At 58.8% G+C, this 18,546-nt stretch carries 13 protein-coding genes and 1 pseudogene; 4 read left to right on the top strand and 10 right to left on the bottom strand.

Features of this window, described 5'->3' with window-relative positions:
- The first annotated feature begins 37 nt into the window (after positions 1-37).
- On the top strand, positions 38-928 hold the full coding sequence (locus ACYQ14_RS08440) for a 3-hydroxyacyl-CoA dehydrogenase family protein (RefSeq protein ID WP_459887043.1): 891 nt from the start codon (positions 38-40) through the stop codon (positions 926-928).
- 554 nt (positions 929-1,482) lie between these two features.
- Here the strand turns inward: ACYQ14_RS08440 and ACYQ14_RS08435 are convergent.
- The 10 genes and pseudogenes from ACYQ14_RS08435 to ACYQ14_RS08390 form a co-directional block, all read right to left on the bottom strand.
- Positions 1,483-1,947: pseudogene (locus ACYQ14_RS08435) on the bottom strand (helix-turn-helix domain-containing protein); the annotation flags it as partial.
- 404 nt (positions 1,948-2,351) lie between these two features.
- Positions 2,352-3,731 (bottom strand): VWA domain-containing protein, encoded by a 1,380-nt coding sequence (locus ACYQ14_RS08430; protein ID WP_459887041.1) that lies wholly within the window; start codon positions 3,729-3,731, stop codon positions 2,352-2,354.
- Positions 3,728-4,663, bottom strand: coding sequence for an AAA family ATPase (locus tag ACYQ14_RS08425; RefSeq protein WP_459887038.1), 936 nt, complete (start codon positions 4,661-4,663; stop codon positions 3,728-3,730). Before ACYQ14_RS08425 ends, ACYQ14_RS08430 begins: the two co-directional genes overlap by 4 nt.
- 223 nt (positions 4,664-4,886) lie before the next feature.
- Entirely contained in the window at positions 4,887-5,324 is a 438-nt protein-coding gene (locus tag ACYQ14_RS08420; RefSeq protein WP_459887036.1) for an SRPBCC family protein, read from the bottom strand.
- Between the two features lie 124 nt (positions 5,325-5,448).
- Complete coding sequence (locus ACYQ14_RS08415) at positions 5,449-6,120, bottom strand: cyclase family protein (RefSeq protein ID WP_459887033.1); 672 nt, start codon at positions 6,118-6,120, stop codon at positions 5,449-5,451.
- Positions 6,117-7,169, bottom strand: coding sequence for a xanthine dehydrogenase family protein molybdopterin-binding subunit (locus tag ACYQ14_RS08410; protein ID WP_459887030.1), 1,053 nt, complete (start codon positions 7,167-7,169; stop codon positions 6,117-6,119). Before ACYQ14_RS08410 ends, ACYQ14_RS08415 begins: the two co-directional genes overlap by 4 nt.
- Positions 7,162-8,505, bottom strand: a complete 1,344-nt coding sequence (locus ACYQ14_RS08405; RefSeq protein ID WP_459887027.1) for a xanthine dehydrogenase family protein molybdopterin-binding subunit — start codon at positions 8,503-8,505, stop codon at positions 7,162-7,164. Before ACYQ14_RS08405 ends, ACYQ14_RS08410 begins: the two co-directional genes overlap by 8 nt.
- Positions 8,502-8,993 (bottom strand): (2Fe-2S)-binding protein, encoded by a 492-nt coding sequence (locus tag ACYQ14_RS08400; protein WP_459887025.1) that lies wholly within the window; start codon positions 8,991-8,993, stop codon positions 8,502-8,504. Before ACYQ14_RS08400 ends, ACYQ14_RS08405 begins: the two co-directional genes overlap by 4 nt.
- A complete protein-coding gene (locus tag ACYQ14_RS08395; protein WP_459887022.1) occupies positions 8,990-9,835 on the bottom strand; it encodes an FAD binding domain-containing protein in 846 nt (281 codons plus the stop codon). The genes ACYQ14_RS08400 and ACYQ14_RS08395 overlap by 4 nt, the downstream gene beginning before the upstream one ends.
- Positions 9,836-10,231: 396 nt before the next feature.
- Positions 10,232-10,654, bottom strand: a complete 423-nt coding sequence (locus ACYQ14_RS08390; RefSeq protein ID WP_459887019.1) for a RidA family protein — start codon at positions 10,652-10,654, stop codon at positions 10,232-10,234.
- A gap of 201 nt (positions 10,655-10,855) precedes the next feature.
- Here ACYQ14_RS08390 and ACYQ14_RS08385 point away from each other — a divergent pair, with 201 nt between their 5' ends.
- The 3 genes from ACYQ14_RS08385 to ACYQ14_RS08375 all read left to right on the top strand — a co-directional run bounded on the left by ACYQ14_RS08385 (position 10,856) and on the right by ACYQ14_RS08375 (position 18,542).
- The gene (locus ACYQ14_RS08385; RefSeq protein ID WP_459887016.1) at positions 10,856-11,821 is read left to right on the top strand and encodes a sugar phosphate isomerase/epimerase family protein; all 966 of its coding nucleotides are present in this window, start codon (positions 10,856-10,858) and stop codon (positions 11,819-11,821) included.
- 971 nt (positions 11,822-12,792) lie between these two features.
- On the top strand, positions 12,793-16,884 hold the full coding sequence (locus ACYQ14_RS08380; protein ID WP_459887014.1) for a PVC-type heme-binding CxxCH protein: 4,092 nt from the start codon (positions 12,793-12,795) through the stop codon (positions 16,882-16,884).
- A gap of 329 nt (positions 16,885-17,213) precedes the next feature.
- Positions 17,214-18,542: an ABC transporter substrate-binding protein gene (locus ACYQ14_RS08375; RefSeq protein WP_459887011.1), complete on the top strand. Its 1,329-nt coding sequence runs from the start codon at positions 17,214-17,216 to the stop codon at positions 18,540-18,542.
- The last annotated feature ends 4 nt before the right edge of the window (positions 18,543-18,546 follow it).

The raw sequence follows: 18,546 nt of genomic DNA, 5'->3' as shown, positions 1-18,546 counted from the left end.
GAGAACGTTTTTGATCGTGCTCCGAGTCCACGTCCACATGAAAATCGCTGTGCTCGGAGCCGGGAGTATGGGCCACGGAATCGCACAGGTCTCGGCGATGGCGGGCCACGAGGTCGTTCTCCGGGACATTAAACCGGAGTTCGTCGAGGACGGCCTCGAGGGAATCCGCGATAATCTTCAGGGCGGGGTCGACCGCGGGAAGGTGTCTGCCGAGGAGATGGAAGCGACCCTCGAGCGGATCGACGGAACGACCGACCTCGAGGCGGCAGTCGCAGACGCCGATCTCGTCGTCGAAGCCGTTCCCGAAGAGATGGACTTGAAGAAGAACGTCTTCTCGGATGTCGAGGACGTCGCGAGCGAGGACGCCGTTATCGCGTCGAACACCTCCTCGCTGTCGGTGACGGAGATGGCCAGCGCGCTCGAGCATCCGGAACGAGCCGTCGGACTGCACTTTTTCAACCCGCCCCACATCATGGACCTCGTCGAGATCGTTGTCGCCGAGCAGACCGACGATCGTACCGAAGCCTTCGCCGTGGACTACGTTCACGATATCGACAAAGAGGACGTGGTCGTCCGCGACAGCGCCGGCTTTGCCTCCTCGAGACTCGGCGTCGCGACGGGCCTCGAGGCGATCCGGATGGTCGAGGAGGGCGTCGCCAGCCCGGCGGATATCGACGAGGCCATGAAGATCGGCTACGGCTACCCGATGGGCCCGCTCGAGCTGACCGATCACGTCGGCCTCGACGTTCGACTGCACATCGCCGAACACCTCCGTGAAGAACTCGGCGAGCGGTTCAAGCCGCCACAGACGTTGCGTCGGAAGGTCCGGGCGGGCAACCTCGGAAAGAAGTCCGGCGAGGGGTTCTACGTCTGGGAGGACGGCGAACGCATCGACACGAGCGGCGAGCGGGGCGAGCGTTCCGACTAACAAATCTTCGCAGATCGAACGACGGAGGATGTTCGCAGCCGGAACAGTCCGTCGCCGTTTTCGACTATCGTACGAGTGCTCCCGTCTCAAACCGGGATACTATCTGTTTGAGAGTCGTTGCTCCACGTTCTGTCTGTCGGCCGCCGGCTCGACCACCCGAAAAACATCAGGAAAGAACTATACATTCGGATCAAACACACTGAACGGTTCCGCTCTCCGGATGTATCAGTATCAATATTGTGTTTAGCACATATTACTATCATCGATAGAACGAGCGTGTGGATTCCCGACTGTGACTACCGGAGAGAGTCACACCGCTGACCGCGGACTCGTCCCCGAATTCGTTCGTCTACAGTTTCTCAACCGACGTGATGCTTTGGACTCGTATTTAGCTTCTTCAGAACTAGTTACTCGAGTAGTACGTCCGTTCCTGCTATCGATTTGGACGGTGGCTCGATCAATTCGAAATCTGGGCGTTCTCCCCCTTCTCGCTCGCTCCGAGCGCTTTCGGGACCCTACGATGGCGTCCATCTGCCACCGCGTCTCGAGCGGCCGTCCTCACCGTGGGACTGTGAACTCGTTTTCCGTGCCGGCTCGTAGCGCAGTCCCGCTTCCTTCATCAGCCGCCGACAGCTCGGGATCGAATACTCGATATCGTACGTTTCCTCGAGATACCGTTGTGTCAGTTCGGGCGTCCAGGCCGACGCGTCGTACCCAACTGCTGTCGGCGTCTCGTGGAGCGCTTGTTCGAACCGCTCGCGTTGCTCTTCGGTCAGCTTTCGAGGTCGTCCGGACCGATCCGCATCGATGACGGCCTGGGTAAGCGACTCGGACTCCAGGCGCTTGAGCCAACTGTAGATCGTCCGGCGTTCGACGTCGTACCACTCAGCGAGTTCAGTCTGCGTCACCCCGTTTTTGTACGCGATTGCCGCTAGCAGCCGCATCGTCGGCTTCTTCCCCTCGACCTCCTCGAGCGCTTCCTGCAGGTCTTCGAGAGAAAGCTCGTTCAGATGTTCCATTAGTGTGTCGTACTCGTGTGGGCAGTTAATTCTAATGATTTCTCTGGAAAGCATGACTCCGAAAGATCCTTTCCGAAAAATAACGGTAGTAAACGAAATCTGGGAGAACGACGTATATATACCTAATTTGGTTGGAATCGGATACCGACTCTCAGTAGCCGAGTTAGCCAGAGATTACACTCCGCCTCGTCCGGACGCCGGTAGCTACTGTTGTGTGGATTGACCTGTAATCTGCGATGGATTGCCAGTTGATATCAACACCCAATTAGACGGTCATATGGGATTTCTGCATCTATCGGTGACAATAAGGAAGGTGGTGAGACGAAGGTGAGTTCGTGATAGTTCGGCATCGATGTCGATACTACCTTCGCCTTCGAACCGTCAACAAGCAGCGCTCCCCACAGTCAACAATCTCGAGTCCGCTGATCGTGCTGGTACCCCACGTTCGTGCTGAGACCGTGGAGCCGCAATTGGCGAGCGATCTCCGCAATGTCTTCGGTACCCGTGAAAGCGAACAGTCCGTCCAGGTACGGAAGAGACACGGCCATTCCCCCTGCAGTCGGTTCGTACATGGGGGATGCAGCCAACGGGTTCAACCACAGGAGGGCAGACGACAGGCGCGCGAGCCGTGCGACCCCCGCCTCGAGCCGGTCGATTTCGTCGACCTCCAGGCCGTCGCTGATCACGAAGACCGTCGTCGTTCGGTCGACCGCGTACGGGTGAGTTCGTCGCACCGATTCGATCGCGTGACCGATTCGGGTCCCACCGCCCCACTCCGTTTCCACACGCCGTAGTGCGCGGGCGGCGTTGGCAGTTGATTGTGCCTGGAACTGCGCGGTGACTTCCCGAACGCTGGTGTCGAAAAAGAATATCCGGACGCTTCGCCACGCGTCGGACACCGATCGCAGAAATCGAAGGAGGAATTCTCGATCGATCATATCGAGGACGGATCGACTGACATCGACCAGTAGCAAACATCGCACTCCCGTCGTCCGGCGAGTGTGGCGGGGAATATCGGCAACGGTTCCGCCCGTGGCGAAGCTTCGCCGAAGCGCTCGTCGCATGTCGACCCTGTTGCCGCCGGTCGTGCGGTCCCATTGTCTGCCCCGAAGTGTCGCGATTGCACGCGTCATTTTTCGTACCGCCTCGTCTAGCCGTTCGGCGTCGGCTACAGCCGCCTCGTCGACCAGTTCGGGGGTGCCGGTTCGACTGTACGACGATACAGTCGATCGAACGGAGTCGTCCTCGCTGTTTTCAGCATCGATACAGCGGCGGGAATCACTCGAGTGCGACGACTGTTCGGATCGGCCCTCAGTCTCGTTGGATTCGTCGCCCCAGTTTTCCACCCCTGTATCCTCCGTCCGGTCGGTTGCGGGATCCGAACCGAGCGACCCGGAGTCGCACACGTCGTCGGATCGGTGCGGGCTCTCCGCCGCCGACGTGGCTGTCCGTCCGGACTCGCCTCGAGAGCGCTCACGTTCGCTGATCCCCGAACCGGCCAGATTCGTCAACCGCTCCCAGAACGGCGGGAAGAGCTCGTCGAAAACGTCCGTGTCGGTCCGTCGAGAGACGAGCATTGTGCGTAGTGCGACTCGAACGCGTTGCCGGTCTCCGAACCCGACGACCGTGAGCGCCCGCATCGCGTCGATCCCCGCGTTCGCTGGGACGTCCGCGCCGGCGCGTCGCAGGTCTCGAACGAAGGTCGTAACGTGCGATAGGATGCGATCTCGAGCCGTGTCAACGTCTAAATCCGGATCGGGACGTTCGGTCCGTCTGTCGTTCACAGCTCCTCACCGGCGGTTCGTGCGTTTTCGCCCGCCGATAGGAGTGTTTCGACGAACTCGTCGTCGACGCGATTCGTGTCCTCGACCTCCTTGAGCAAGAGTCCGAGGGTGTGTTCGATGTCGGACCGAGAGAGCCCGCCATCGTCGCCTTCTCGAAGTTCAGCGATCGCGCGCGCCCAGTCGAGCGTTTCGGCGATACCCGGTTGCTTGAGGAGCGTCTCATCGCGCAATCGCTGGGTGACGCCGACGAGTTCGGCGACCGTGTCACCGTCGAGCTCCGGGACCTTGCGCTGGACGATCTCCCGTTCCTTCTCGAAGTTCGGCGTTCCGATGTGGAGAAACAGACACCGTCGCTTCAATGCGTCGCTGAGCCCTCGAGTTCTGTTCGACGTGATGATCACCACCGGCGGTGTCTCGGCCCGTACCGTCCCGTACTCGGGGATCGACAGCTGAAAGTCCGACAGGAATTCTAAAAGGAGCGCTTCGAACTCCTCGTCGGCTCGGTCGACCTCGTCGATGAGCAACACCGGCGGCGTTTCTCCGTCCTGGTTGATCGCGCACAACAGCGGCCGTTCCAGTAAATACGCTTCGTCGAAGACCGTCTCGCCGTCGGTCACACCGCGCTCGTCGGCCTGAACGGAGAGGAGCTGCTTCGTGTAGTTCCACTCGAAGAGCGCGTTCTCGGCTGTCAACCCCTCGTAACATTGGAGCCTGATGAGTTCTGTGTCGAACCCTTCCGCGAGCACCTTTCCCAGTTCCGTCTTGCCGCCCCCCGGCTCGCCTTCGACGAGAAGGGGTTTCCCGAGACGAAGCGTGAGCAAAAGCGTCGTCACGACATCGTCTTCTACGACGTAATCCGTCTCGTCGAGAACCGTTCGAAGATCCTGCTCCGTGAGGTCGGTAAACGCCGACGACCGATCGTGAGAACCCATTTTCCGTAGTATCGATCCCGACCATCAAAAATACTCTGACTGGTGAGACTCCAATCGAACCGATCCGATCGCTCGCCTGTTGACGTCCCTCTGAGAAGTCGTCTCTCTCGGAGGGGAATCTCCCCCCATCACGGGGATCTTTCGGTCTTCCGCGACCGCTTGTCAGCCGGTCAGTTGCGAATTTTCTCCTTTCGTCGCTGCGGTTCTCAGCGAACGCGTTCGATCAGGAAAAGCGCTCCTGAAGATTATTCAACCCTCCCGTGAAGACGGGGATGAGATTTTCCTTCGCGTCGTCCATGGTGCCGTCTTCGACGTCGAAGTACCCGACCCACTTCGCGAGCGTCCGATCGGTTTCGGTGATCGGGATCAGCCGCAACTCGCTGTGATAGTTGGTCTTGGCCCCGCCGCCCTCGAGAATGGTGTACTGATAGAATCGATCCACATCCGAATGCGCGACGAGGCGTTCGCGAACGGTCTTCTCTCCCGCCTGGAAATTCCGGACCGACCCGACACGGTCGCCCGGACCGTCTTCCTCGAGCGTGCAGTCGGTGATGACCGGATGCCACTCATCGATACTACCGAAATCGCGGACCGTCTCCCAGACGTCTTCCGTCGACCCTGGAATCACTTGGGAAACGAGTACCCTCGGTTGATACTTCATGTTGTGCTTGTTATTATATAACAAGACAGATATTAAAGATGGCGGTGTAACGGCGGTCGTTCCAACCCGTAGCCCTCACGACGGTGAATCTCACGACGGTAACCCGGTTACCGAAGCCAAGCGCTCACGATTCGAGCACGGCGAAAAACCGGGCGGGCGAGCCTTCCCCGCCTTCGACCTTGATGAACGGCCCGTAAAACGGAACTCGAGCGTCCGCGGGAAGTTCGGACAGATTCGTGAGGTGTTGCATGAGTATCGCACCGTTCTCGAGGATATTCTTGTGGACCTGGAAATCCTCCGAGTCGAAGTCCGGAAGGCGAGCCGGATACTCGCTGAAGCAATCGAATCCGACGGCTTTCGCGCCGTTGTCGACGAGCCACTCGGCCGCCTCCGGCGCGCAGTACGGGGAGTCGTCGTAATAGGTCGGATAGTCACCCCACGCTTCGTCCGTCCAATCGGTTCGAATCAGCACGATGTCGCCGTCACGAACGTCGGCCGCCCGCTCCATCACGTCGGCCTTCGTAATTTCGTAGTTCGGACCGGCCTCGCTCAGGTCGACGACGAAGGCGTCGCCACAGACTCGGTCCAGCGGAGCGTCCGCCGACGTCTCTCCACCTTTTACCGTGTGTCGCTCGAAATCGACATGTGATCCCGTGTGAAGGAGCATATCAACTTCGCTACTCTGCCAATGCCCGGGCCCTTTCGTGTGCGTTGTCAACTCGAGGTTTTTGTCTACGGACGGCGGGCTCAGCGTCTCTTCTCCGATAGGGACCGTCAGATCGACGATTCTCGTCACGATTCGGCACCTCCGTCCTGGTTCTCCGCGACGGGAGATTCCTCCGGAGAATCTTCTTTCTCTTCTAGCGCTCGGAGTATCACTTCAGGAGTCACCGGTATTTCGGTGATCCGTACGCCGATCGCGTCTTTGATCGCGTTGACGATCGCCGGGATGGGTGGCGTTGCGGACATCTCACCGATTCCTTTCACGCCGTACGGACCGGTTCGTGATGGGATTTCTAACACCTCGTACTCGATTTCGGGAACTTCCGCGGGCCCCGGAAGGCTGTACTCCCCGAAGCTTCCCGGCTTGTGATCGATATCGGGGTAGTAAGGGTCAGTGGTTTCGTACAGGGCATGTGCCATGCCCATCCAGGCACCGCCGACGATCTGTCCGTCGACCAGCGCCGGGTTAACCATTTGACCGATTTCGTAGACGGCCTTCATCGTGAGGACGTCCACCTCCCCGGTCTCGGTATCCACCTCGACTTCCGTGACCACGGTCGCGTGCGCTTCGGTCGAGTCAGGATCCATCTCGCCGGTCTCGGGGTCGACATCGCTCTTTGGCTTGAACCCGATACCTCGTCCCGAAATCGTCCGACCCTGCTCGAAGTGAGCGGCCATGGCGGCATCCATAACGCTGATCGAGCGATCTGGCGCACCCACTACGTGTATGTTCCCGTCGCTGTCCGTTTCAAGATCGTTCGGTGGCGCTTCTAACTCCTCGGCTGCGACCTCCATGAGGACCTCTCGAGCCTCGTCCGCGGCGTCAATGACGGCATTTCCCGCTCGGTGCGTCCCGCGACTCGCAAACGTTCCCATACAGTGTGGACCGGTATCCGTATCCCCGGTATCGATGATAATGTTGTCGACGGGAACGCCCATCGCGTCCGCGGCGATTTGGGCTACGGCCGTTTTCAATCCTTGACCCAGATCGGTGCTCGAGAGGGTAACCACGAAGTTTCCCGTGGTAGTGCTGTGGATCAGCGCTTGCGTCGGGTCGCCTCCCAGGTTCATGCCAGTCGGGTAGTTGACGGTGGCAATCCCCGTTCCTCGACGTTTAGACATGATTCTCCTCCTCTCGTTCTTCGAAAGAACTCATATTCTCGAACTCCGGGGGCAGGTCGTGGCCCGCCATCGCTGCTGCAGATTGCATCGTTTCGATGAGTGTTGCATCCTCCACTTCCTTCCGGTGGGGTGTGACATCACCATTCTGATAGGCGTTCTTGAAGCGAACTTCCCACCGGCCCAATCCGAGTTCGTCGGCGATCGCATCCATCTGTCCCTCTACGGCGAACGATGCGGGGGTCACTCCGAATCCTCGCATCGCGCTGCTCGGCTGTTTGGTCGTGTACACGCAGTAACAGTCGAACTTGGCGTTCGGAATATTATACGGGCCGCCGACGTTCGCGGCGTGTTTCGTTACGGCGTAAGGGGTGTGACGATTGTACGCTCCGGCGTCGGCGTAGCTGGTGACTTGCCGGGCAACGATCTCGCCGTCGTCGGTGACTCCGTCCTTGTAGTACATTCGCCAGGCGCCGCGCGGCGAAGATACCTGCATCTCCTCTTCTCTCGTGAACTTATACTGCACCGGGTACCCGGTTTTCTTGGCGGCCAGCGTCGCCAGCGGCTCGACGATCACGTCGACTTTGCCGCCGAACCCACCGCCGACCGTTCCGCCGACGAACTGGAGTTTACTGAACGGAACGTCGACGATCATCGCCGTGTTGTCCAGTGAGAAATAGAGGGCCTGTGTGTTAGTAAATACCGTAAATCGCCCGTTCGGCTCGGGTTTGGCGATGGCTGCCGTCGTTTCGGTGGGTGCTTGCTCGATTGGGCTGGTCTGGTAGCGCTCTTCGATGATGTGGTCTGCCTCCTCGAACCCCTTATCGACGTCACCGTACCGAACCCGTCGACACTCGTGTCCGTCGTACTCGAAGTGGTTCGTTCCCCACTCCTTCAAGATCGGCGCGTCGGGCTCTAGGGCTTCCTCGACATCGAACACGGCCGGCAGTTCCGTCAGGTCCACCTCGACCTTCGACGCGGCTTCCATCGCGGCGCGTTTGGTGTCAGCCACTATCGCGGCGATGGGTTCTCCCTTGTATCGAACGCTGTCCTCGGCGAGGAGCGGCTCCTCGTTCGGGCCGATGCCGATCAGTCGCAAAATGGTGTAGACGTTGTTCGGAACGTCCTCGTGGGTGAGCGCGCTGACGAATCCGGAGACCTCCTCAGCTCCGGAGACGTCCACTGCTTCGATTTCGGCGTGTGGAACCGGACTACGGACGACGTGCAGGTGCTTCAGATCCGGGAACGACCGATCGTCGACGAATTCGGTCTGGCCGGTGACGTGTCCGTCGCCGTCCCGACGACGGACCGACGTTCCGACGGCGTTCAGTTCCTTCATGCATCACCATCTCCTCGACCGGTCATCGTCTGCGAAGCGGCCTCGATGGCATCGACGATCGGGTCGTATCCCGTGCATCGACAGATGTTTCCCGAAATTGCGTCTTCGATCTGCGCTCGAGACGGGTCTGGATTCCGTTCTAAGAGCGCTGTGGCCGTCATGATCATTCCGGGTGTACAGTACCCACACTGCATGGCGAAATTCTCGTGGAACGCTTCCTGAATCGGTCCTACCCCCTCGTCCGGGGTCACCCCTTCGAGCGTGGTAATCTCTTTTCCGACCGCGGCTTCGGCCGGGAGCAGACAGGAAACGATCGGTTCGCCGTCCACGAGGACTGTACAACTCCCGCAGCCGCCCTGTTTGCAGCCGGTTTTGGTTGCCGTGTTACCGAGCTTGTTTCTGAGAACGGACTGAAGCGGCTCCATCGGATCGACGATCTCTTCGACTGTTCGCCCGTTTACCGTTAACTCAACGATTTTTCCACTCATTTTGTTTCTTCCTGGTTTCGAAGTTCACACAGCGCGTTCGAGAGGTGATGGCGAATCATCTTTCGACGATACCAGGCGCTCGCTATGGCATCCTCGGGCGGATCAGCTTCCTCGGCAGCCGCCTCGGCGGCCCGTTCGATCGCGTCGCGTTCGAGACGTTTTCCCTCGAGGATGTCCTCCGCTTCGTGCATCCGTACGGGGTGCGGTCCGGCACCGTTCAGCGCGATACGGGCCGTTTCGACGACGCCGTCTTGTCGCTCGAGATTGACCGCGACCGTCACTATCGCTTGAGCCGGCTCCTGGCTACGGGTGTACTTCGTGTACGTCGTGTCTCCATCGATCGGCGGAAGGCGAACCGCCGTGACTAACTCGTCGGCCTCGATCGCGGTCGATTTTGGACCCGCGTAGAACTCCGACAGGGAAATCCACCGCTGTTCGTCCCGCTGTTGGACCTCGATCTCGGCATCGAGAGCCAGCAGAGCGACGGCAAAATCACCGAGCGGCGGCGGAGAAAAGAGATTCCCGCCGACGGTTCCCATGTTTCGAATCGACCAGCCGCCGGTGTGGCGTGCGGCGTCCCGTAGAAACGGCTCGTCGATTTTCTCGAGAACCCCTGTCAGGGTGAGCGTTGCACCGAGCGTTCGTTCTCCGTTCGACGATTCCACGAAATCGAGATCCAAGTCTCGAATGTCCATCACGCGGTCCGGAAACGTCTTGCCCTCGTTGATCGCAGGCATGGCGATGGTACCCCCAGAAATGATGTCGAGGGACGATCGGTACTCCGCTGATAGATCGAGCGCCTCCTCGAGCGTTTCGGGGCGATAATACGCCTCGATAGCCATTTCACCACCACCAATTGTCTACGAATGGCATGGTAATTGTAAACATCTCTAAACAGTGGGTCAACCCCGGTCCCATTAAATCTTGTGCACAGTCTGACCGGTGAACAGGGGGCACACGCTGTGCTCTTCCGTTTCTGGCGGTTTCGATGGGGACGGTGTCTCTGACTATACGCGCTATTATATCATCGGTATGTCGGTTCGAACGCCTCATACAGATCGTCGGTTTGACGGTTCGAACGCCCATCCAGGCCGTCGTTTTGGGGTCTCGGAACGACGAAACTGTTTCTCATACTGCCGGCCGTACGTCGTTCACAATTCTCGTCGCTCCGATGGTGCGAAAATCTTCATAGAGGTACAGCCGGCAGTATCAGTCGATCCGGGCACGAGCACTGGCCCCTATATCGCTTCGGTCTCCCACTCGGCGTCGGGGATGATCGCATCCGCGTCGATCTCGATCACGGATGTCTCGTCTACCAGCGCGTTGACTTCGACGAGCGTACTCGCAGGGTAGTGTTCCCGGGCAAAAAACTCGTGACGGACGTCGTGAACCGTTTCCAGAGCTTCTTCGTTCATATACGGTTCTTTGATGTATACCCGAACGCGAACGACATCCTTCATGCTCCCGCCGAACTCTGCGACGATCTCCGCTATGTTGTCCAAGACGTCCCTGGTCTGTGCTTCAAGACCGGGTTCGCTCGAGATAATCCCCGAAACGAGCACACGCGTGTGGGTGGGCGTTTCGATCGCGACACCGTCCGAATATGCGACGTCGTGTTCGGCCCAATCGCCGGTTTCCGGATTACTAGCTGTCTTTTTCATCGGCCGTTGGAAACTAAGACGGACCTTCGTATATAAGTTGGCTGGTCGAAACGTTCGGGGAACCGACTCGAAGCCGCCGTCGGAGCGCGGTTTCGTGGTTTACACGCTCGAGACCCGAACGCACCGATTATCGCACACTGAGTCAGACGTTAAACGATTCCGGTACGAATCTTTTTATACGTTTGCGGTCATTTTTTGTTCATGGATGTAGGTGTCCTGACGGTTGCACTCGCTGATGAATCGCTCGAAGACTGCCTGGCGTACCTCTCCGACCGCGACGTCGGTGCCGTCGAACTCGGATGCGGCGGTTTCGTCGGCGACGATCACCTCCCCGCTCAGGAGTATCTCGACGACTCGGACGCACAAGCCACTCTGCGCGCGCGCCTCGAGGAACACGACCTGTACGTGTCCGCACTGGCCACCCACAACAATCCGTTGCACCCGGACGAAGACCGTACACGAGAGGCTGACGAAGAACTCCGAAGCGCGATCCGATTGGCCGATCAACTCGACGTCGACACCGTCACGACGTTCTCGGGGTTGCCCGCCGGCGGGCCGGAAGATTCGGTTCCGAACTGGATCACGGCTCCGTGGCCGGACGAACACCTCGAAGCGCTCGAGTATCAGTGGGAAGTGGCCGACTCCTATTGGAGCGACATCGCGGCGTACGCCGACGATCACGGCGTCGACGTCGGCCTCGAAATGCATCCAAATATGCTCATTTACGAACCGCACGGGTTGCTCGAACTTCGCGAACGAACGAACGATCGGATCGGCGCGAACGTCGATCCGTCACACCTGCTCTGGCAGGGCATAGATATCGAGTCCGCGATTCGAAAGCTCGGACGGGAGGACGCAATCCATCACTTCCACGCCAAAGATACCAAAGTGTACGACGACAATGTCCGCGAAAAAGGGATTCTCGATACGACCCCGTACACCGAGGAGATCGACCGATCGTGGCTCTTCCGATCGATCGGGTACGGCCACGGCGAGGAATTCTGGAAAGCTGTCGTCTCGACGCTTCGCATGGTTGGGTACGACGGCGCGCTCTCTATCGAACACGAGGACTCGCTCACGTCTTCGCGCGAAGGACTCGAGAAAGCGATCGACGTCCTCGATCGTGCCGTCTTCGAAACGAGTCCCGACGAAGTGTACTGGGCGTAACCGAGAACCAACGCAAACGCTCCGCGTAACGTCGTCGCGCTATCGCGTCTCACGATCCGATACGGTGGACGAGGATTTTCACGGAGAACCGTTGGACGGATCGATGGACCTGCTGAACTCGTGTTACTGCGACCGAATTCGACTCGTCGGTGGCGTTCTGATCTGGAGAACAAGTAGTAATACGTACTCCAACATCACCGGCGAAAGGAACCGAGGGGATGCCCGTCGGTCCGGACAATCGGAATTATCCCCGGATACTCTCTGTTCCCTATCTCAGAACGCCACATCGAATTTCGCACGGATTATTACAAATGTATTCGTGTAATCTATGGGGCGTTCGTTACAAACATGTGGAACGAGAGAACTCGTCGACGACGCTGACTGCGGGAGGTCCGAAGAAGAGGCGTTCGATGCCTCGACGATCATTTCGGCGGAAATCGACCGATTCGAATCGAACTCGACCGAAGCGCGAGAACGGAGAGTCACGGGTCGGCCGTTACGCTTCCAGCCGTCGAGCGCTGATTCGTTCTGACGCTGGCGAAACGCCTTCTGCGGATCGACACGGTCGATCGATCGCCGGCGATCCGCGAGTCGTTTTCTATTTCAAAAATCGTGAACATCTTCTGTGAACGGAATAAAGCAGACGTATGAATACTTATATGAGATATTCGCGATGAGATTGTTAGGAACGTGGAGTATTCTTTCGGTATCTGTGCTAATTATCCCTCTCTACTCTTTCTCGATATTTCGGCTCGTCTGGTTTAGCGAGTACCGCTGTCCGGCTCCCGTCCTCCCGGCAACTGTTTCTCCCGGTACTACCCGGGAAATGCTCTCGAGTGGGTGGTTTGGATCCGCGCTCGGGAGGCGTTTCGTTCGCTCGACTCGTCCGAAAGTGCAAGGAGATCTACACCATCCACTAACTTTCGGTAATTATTTATATTCCTGTCTGGATTGGAGTGGTGTGTGTTGACATGACAGACAGAGATAGCGGCGAATTACCGGTTAGCCTCAACAGGCGGCTGTTCATGCGGGCGACGGGCGGCCTTGGTCTCGCTGGGCTCACCGGCATCACCGGACAGGTTGGTGCACAGAGTGGACACGAAATCGAACTCGAGGCGATAAAAAAGGACGACGGTTACGCCGGCGGTCCGCCGGATCACGCCGGGCCGCCGGACCATGCTGGCCCGCCAGACCACGCAAATGGCGGAGGACCGCCGGACCACGCCGGACCACCAGACCACGCAAATGGCGGAGGACCACCGGACCATGCTGGCCCGCCAACAGGTGAAGAGTACACCTATAGGTGGATCGGCGTCTCGCCGGTTGAGATAGAAGGTGAGGAAAATCCAACCCTTTCGTTGGTTGCGGGCGAAACGTACACCCTCGAGTGGACGAATACCGACGGGTCCCACCACAATTTCACGATTATCGACGACGAGGGATGCGAGCTTCTCGCGTCCGAAGGGACCGCCGAAGCGGGCGAAACGGAGACCGTCGAGTTCACGGCGACCGAGGAGATGGTCGAATATCACTGTGGCTCTCACCCCGACGAGATGCGAGGATCCATAGAGATCGGCGAACCCGAAGATCCGATCCCCGACGATTGGATTCAGGTCCTCTACCTCGGTGGCGTCGAGGACGGGGCCGCCCACTTTTCGGAAGACCTCGTCGTCGAGCTCACGCCGTACTTGCTGAACCGAGGGATCAAAGTCGCCTATACCGAACGACAGGACGACCTCAATCCGGAGACGCTCAGCAATTACGACGCACTGATGCTATACGGAAACCGCCTCGGGATGACCGACGAACAAGAGGATGCCGTCATCGACTTCGTCGAAGACGGAGGCGGCTTCGTTCCCGTACACAGCGCCTCCGCCTCCTTCACCGGGTCGGACCGCTTCATCGAACTCGTCGGCGGACAGTTCGAGTGGCACGGACTCGAAGAGATGACAACGGATCGCATCCAGCCGGACCATCCGGTCTTTGACGGCGTCGAGGAAATCGAAGCTGTCGAGGAAACGTACAGGCATATGAACTTGAACGACGATATCGAGGTCCTCGCCCACGGTGCCGGCGGAGACTACGAGGACGACGAGGAAGAACCCTTTACCTGGGTTCGCGAGCAGGGAGACGGTCGGGTCTTCTACACCGCCTGGGGCCACGACGAGGGCGTCTGGGAGACGAACGGCTTCAAGCAGAAGATAGAAAATGCGATTCGTTGGACGTCGGGCAACGAGGACACGATCGCCGACGACACCCGCGTGCTGGACGAACTGGAGTTCGTCGAGGCGGACGTTCCGTTCTACGGACCCGGCGAGCCGCCGGAAGAAGTCCTCGAGAACGATTCGTGGTCTCGGATGCAACATCCGCTCGACGTTTCGGAGTCACTCTCTCATACGATCACGAACGCCGAGTTCGATATCGACCACTACGTGAGCGAAGAAACGCTCCCCGGCGATCTGGAAGGCAACATCCTGGATATGGCGTTCGACGCTCGAGGACGCTGTTGGATCTCCCTTACCGCCGATTATCCGAACGATGCGGGTAACGGGGAAGACAAAATCCTGGTCTGTGACGATACGGACGGCGACGGTGAGCCCAACGAATTCACCGTTTTCAAGGACGGCCTCTCTATCCCCCTGAGTCTGACACCGTACGAAGACGGCGTGATCGTCTCGGAGATAGAGGAGAACCACGACGAGGGCCGAGTGGTCTACTTCGGGGACACGGACGGAGACGGCGTTGCTGACGTCGAGGAGACGCTGTTTTCCGGATTCGGAACCTGGGACACCCACGCTTCGCTCAACCAGATCGTCTACGGCATCGACAACTGGGTGTACGGCGCCGTCGGCTACGCGGGATTCGACGGTACCGTCGGCGACGAAGACCATTCCTTCGGTCAGTCGATCTTCCGATTCAGACCCGACGGCTCCGAACTCGAGCACATCGGTGACTTGCCGACGAACACGGCCGGGCTCGATTTCAGCGAGGAAGGGCTCCTCTTCGTCTCCGCCGCGACCAGCGGGACGCACCCGACCGCGTACTCGGCCATTCCGGACCGGTACTACGACCTGGTCAACGGGTTTTCGGCTAATGACATCCCGAGTATCCTCGGCGAAAACTATAGCAGAACCGACGACGACAATCGAATTCTGCCGATTCACGACCGAATACGGCAGGTCGACCAGCAGGGCGGATTCACGGCGGCGACGGACCACGAAATATACACCGCACGGGAGTATCCCGAACGGTACTGGAACCAGACCGGCTTCGTCGGCGAAGGGACCGGTCAACTGTTGGCAACGTTCTTCCTGGAACAGGACGGCGCGGGGTACACGGCTGTCAACCACAACAACCTCGTCAGCAGTAACGACGAGTGGGTTTCCCCGACGTACGCAAACGTTGGTCCCGACGGAATGGTGTGGTACATCGACTGGTACAATTACGTCTTCCAACACAACCCCACACCGGACGGGTACGAGACGGGCGACGGCAACGCGTACGAAACCGATCTGCGCGACCATTCCCACTCTCGGCTCTACCGCGTCACCCACGGCGAGGACAACGAAACTCAACCGCAGGATTTGAGCGACGCCGACTCGGACGAACTGGTCGATGCGCTGACGGACGACAACATGTTCTGGCGACTCACCGCCCAGCGGCTCCTGGTCGAACGCGGTGAGGACGACGTCGTTGACGACCTTATCGACCTGATTGCTGACGACGGTCAGGACGAGCTAGGGCTCAACCCGGGCGCAATTCACGCGCTCTGGACGCTTCACGGGCTCGGTCTCCTGGCCGAAGAGACGGATGCCGAGGCGCTGGCCGCCGCGGAGGATGCCCTGACCCATCCGTCGGACGGGGTCCGCCTGAACGCGGTCCGGGTCTTGCCGGGTTCGGAAGCGACGCGCGAAGCTATCCTCGAGAACGACGTGTTGAACGACGACGACCAACGCGTGCAGATGTGGGCGCTTCTCAAACTCGCAGAGGTGCCCGAGTCGTTCGAGGTCGGTGAGCGGATCTTCGACGTGATCAACACGGGGGACAACGCCGAAGATACCCTGCTGGTTGATGCGGCGTCGTCCGGCGGTTCCCAGCACGCTGATGGGTTCGTTACCACGTACGAAGCGGAGATTGGTGACGACGATGACGACGATGAAGACGACGAGGACGATATGCCGAACCTGCTCAGCAACCCGTCCTTCGAGGATGCTGACAACGATAGTCCCGACGACTGGGAAACGAGCACCTGGGGTGGAAGCGGTGAGTTCTCACACGACGATTCGACGGCCAACAGCGGTGATTACAGCGCCCGAATCGATTCCGACGACGGTGCCGATATCTCGTGGAGTCAAACGGTTTCCGTCGAGCCAAACACCGAGTACACCCTCAGCGGATGGATTAGAACCGAAGACCTCGATGCAGGGACGGGGTACGGTGCGCAGTTCAACGCTCACGAAATCGGCCAAGGTTCGTTGACCGACTCGGTCGACGGCGATACCGATTGGACGGAAGTCGAGGGAACGTTCAATAGCGGTGGCAACGATGAATTGACCATTAACGCTCTGTTCGGTGGGTGGGGCGAATCGACCGGAACCGCCTGGTTCGACGACGTGTCGCTCGTCCAGTCCGGCGATGCCGCGGAGGGCGGGCTCGAGTTGGTCTACGATCGCATCGTTCAACACCTCGAACTGGAAGACGAGGATGGCGAAGCGGACGTTCCGGCGGACGTTATCGATCCGGACGAGGTGATCGAACTCGAGGGCGAGTTCGACCACTGGGTCGGCGTCGCCCCGGAGGAAATCGACGGCGAGGAGAACCCGACTCTCACACTGGCAGCGGACGAAGAGTACACCGTCGAATGGACCAACACCGACGGGGTATTCCACAACTTCGCAGTGCTCGACGACGAGAGAGAATCGCTCGTCTCGACCGGCGGGACAACTGACGAGGGCGAGATGGAAACGGTCGAATTCGTCGCAAGCGAGGAGATGACCGAGTATCTCTGTGAACCACATCCCGATACGATGTCGGGAGACGTCGTCGTGGAAAGTGGCGAGTAGGAAAGCGAGCAACCACGTTCGAATTTTCCGTTTTTTGGGATGGACTCGAACGCGTTGGAGTGCGACCGTCAATCCGTCGAGCGACCGAGTAGTGGGAACCATCACTGACTCACATGTCGTACTCTGCACCACTATTCACATGTCGTACCCTGAACCGCCGACTCGGTCGATATCTCTTGAATTTGTTCCCAGTGATTACTTCGTCCCCTTACGTTTCAAAACCCACATCAGCCGCCCAATTATATGTTATCTCAGAATGTACTTAATTTAAAACAGGAACTACGATACCCACCCATACAATTATATTTGATGGTTCCCTTATCATTGGTATGCGGAATGAGAACACAGACTCGAGTAGACGAGATATTCTACGAAAGACCGGTGCTGTCGGCACGGCTGGCATCGTCGGGATGGCCGGCTGTTTGGGGGACGAAGATCCATCGCTTGGAAATTATCCGCCGGAAGGAGACACCGTTACGTTCGGTTTGAACGCGCCACAGAGTGGGATTCTCGCCCCCGACGGCGTCGTCCAGTTCGATGCGTTCGAGATGGCGCTCGACCATCTCAACGAGGGTGGTGGCTGGGTCGATATGTGGGACGGTCTCTCCGGCGATGGGGTCCTGGACTACGAAGTCGAGGGAACGACGGCTGATAGCGCTGGCGATGGTGAAGCGTCCAGAGAAAACATTCAACGGATGATCGAACAAGACAACATCCAGATGTGGACCGGCGGCGTCTCGAGCGGGGTTGCAGAGACGCTCCAAGAGGTCGCCCAACAAGAGCGCGTTCCGTACATGGTCAACCTCTCCACGTCGAACCTGATTACCGGAGAACACGCTACTCGATACAGTTTTCGGACGGCTGCGCCAACCTATATGCTTGGTGCGGGTGTGGCAGACGTTCTCCCCGACGAACTGGGCGATGATCTGGACTTTTACCAGATCTATCTCGACTATTCGTTCGGCATCACCGGCAGGGAGTCGATGTTAGAAAACCTCGAGGATGCGGGATGGACGGAAGTCGGTGCACAGTCGATTCCGGAGGGTGAGACTGATTACAACGCACACCTCAACAGCGCGATGGATTCGGATGCGGACGTCGTCATCTTATCGACGTTCGGGGATGCACTGACAAACGCGCTGTCACAGGCCTCGGATATGGGGCTAAAAGACGAGATGGAGATCGTCGTTACGACGATGAGCAACTTCTCGCTCGAGCCGGCGAGCGCCCACATCGAGGGGGTGTACGGCACCACCGACTGGAACGCCGAACGGGATGATGAGTACTCACAGGCGTTCGTCGAGGAGTACGAAGATCGATTCGACGAGACGCCCGGATTCGCCGCCAAGTTGGTGTACGAGAACGTCCTTCTGTACGCGGAGGCGGTCGAACGAGCCGATACGTTCAATCCACCGGAGGTCATTCGCGAATTGGAGGACTACGAGTACGACCATACGGGAGTCGGAGATGCTCATCTTCGAGAGTGTGATCACCAGGCCCATCGGATGGTTCCGGTGGTACGTGGTCTCTCCGAGGAAGAACAGGAAGAAACTGGCCTGTACGTAGAACTCGTCGAGGAGGCTCCCCAAGACGTTACCACGTATGGCTGTGACGAAGGTCCGGCTGCGGATGTCGATCTGGGGGATCACGGTGACTAATGAT

This window comes from Halostagnicola bangensis, from assembly GCF_054653435.1.
Note: the sequence above shows the minus strand (reverse complement) of the source record. Positions and strands in the feature narration are given on the sequence as shown.

Excerpts from the sequence above, each read along its gene's own strand:
- ACYQ14_RS08440 (WP_459887043.1), top strand. The coding sequence starts at position 38 with ATGAAAATCGCTGTGCTCGGAGCCGGGAGTATGGGCCACGGAATCGCA.
- ACYQ14_RS08425 (WP_459887038.1), bottom strand. The coding sequence starts at position 4,663 with ATGGGTTCTCACGATCGGTCGTCGGCGTTTACCGACCTCACGGAGCAG.
- ACYQ14_RS08420 (WP_459887036.1), bottom strand. The coding sequence starts at position 5,324 with ATGAAGTATCAACCGAGGGTACTCGTTTCCCAAGTGATTCCAGGGTCG.
- ACYQ14_RS08410 (WP_459887030.1), bottom strand. The coding sequence starts at position 7,169 with ATGTCTAAACGTCGAGGAACGGGGATTGCCACCGTCAACTACCCGACT.
- ACYQ14_RS08405 (WP_459887027.1), bottom strand. The coding sequence starts at position 8,505 with ATGAAGGAACTGAACGCCGTCGGAACGTCGGTCCGTCGTCGGGACGGC.
- ACYQ14_RS08400 (WP_459887025.1), bottom strand. The coding sequence starts at position 8,993 with ATGAGTGGAAAAATCGTTGAGTTAACGGTAAACGGGCGAACAGTCGAA.
- ACYQ14_RS08395 (WP_459887022.1), bottom strand. The coding sequence starts at position 9,835 with ATGGCTATCGAGGCGTATTATCGCCCCGAAACGCTCGAGGAGGCGCTC.
- ACYQ14_RS08390 (WP_459887019.1), bottom strand. The coding sequence starts at position 10,654 with ATGAAAAAGACAGCTAGTAATCCGGAAACCGGCGATTGGGCCGAACAC.
- ACYQ14_RS08385 (WP_459887016.1), top strand. The coding sequence starts at position 10,856 with ATGGATGTAGGTGTCCTGACGGTTGCACTCGCTGATGAATCGCTCGAA.
- ACYQ14_RS08380 (WP_459887014.1), top strand. The coding sequence starts at position 12,793 with ATGACAGACAGAGATAGCGGCGAATTACCGGTTAGCCTCAACAGGCGG.
- ACYQ14_RS08375 (WP_459887011.1), top strand. The coding sequence starts at position 17,214 with ATGCGGAATGAGAACACAGACTCGAGTAGACGAGATATTCTACGAAAG.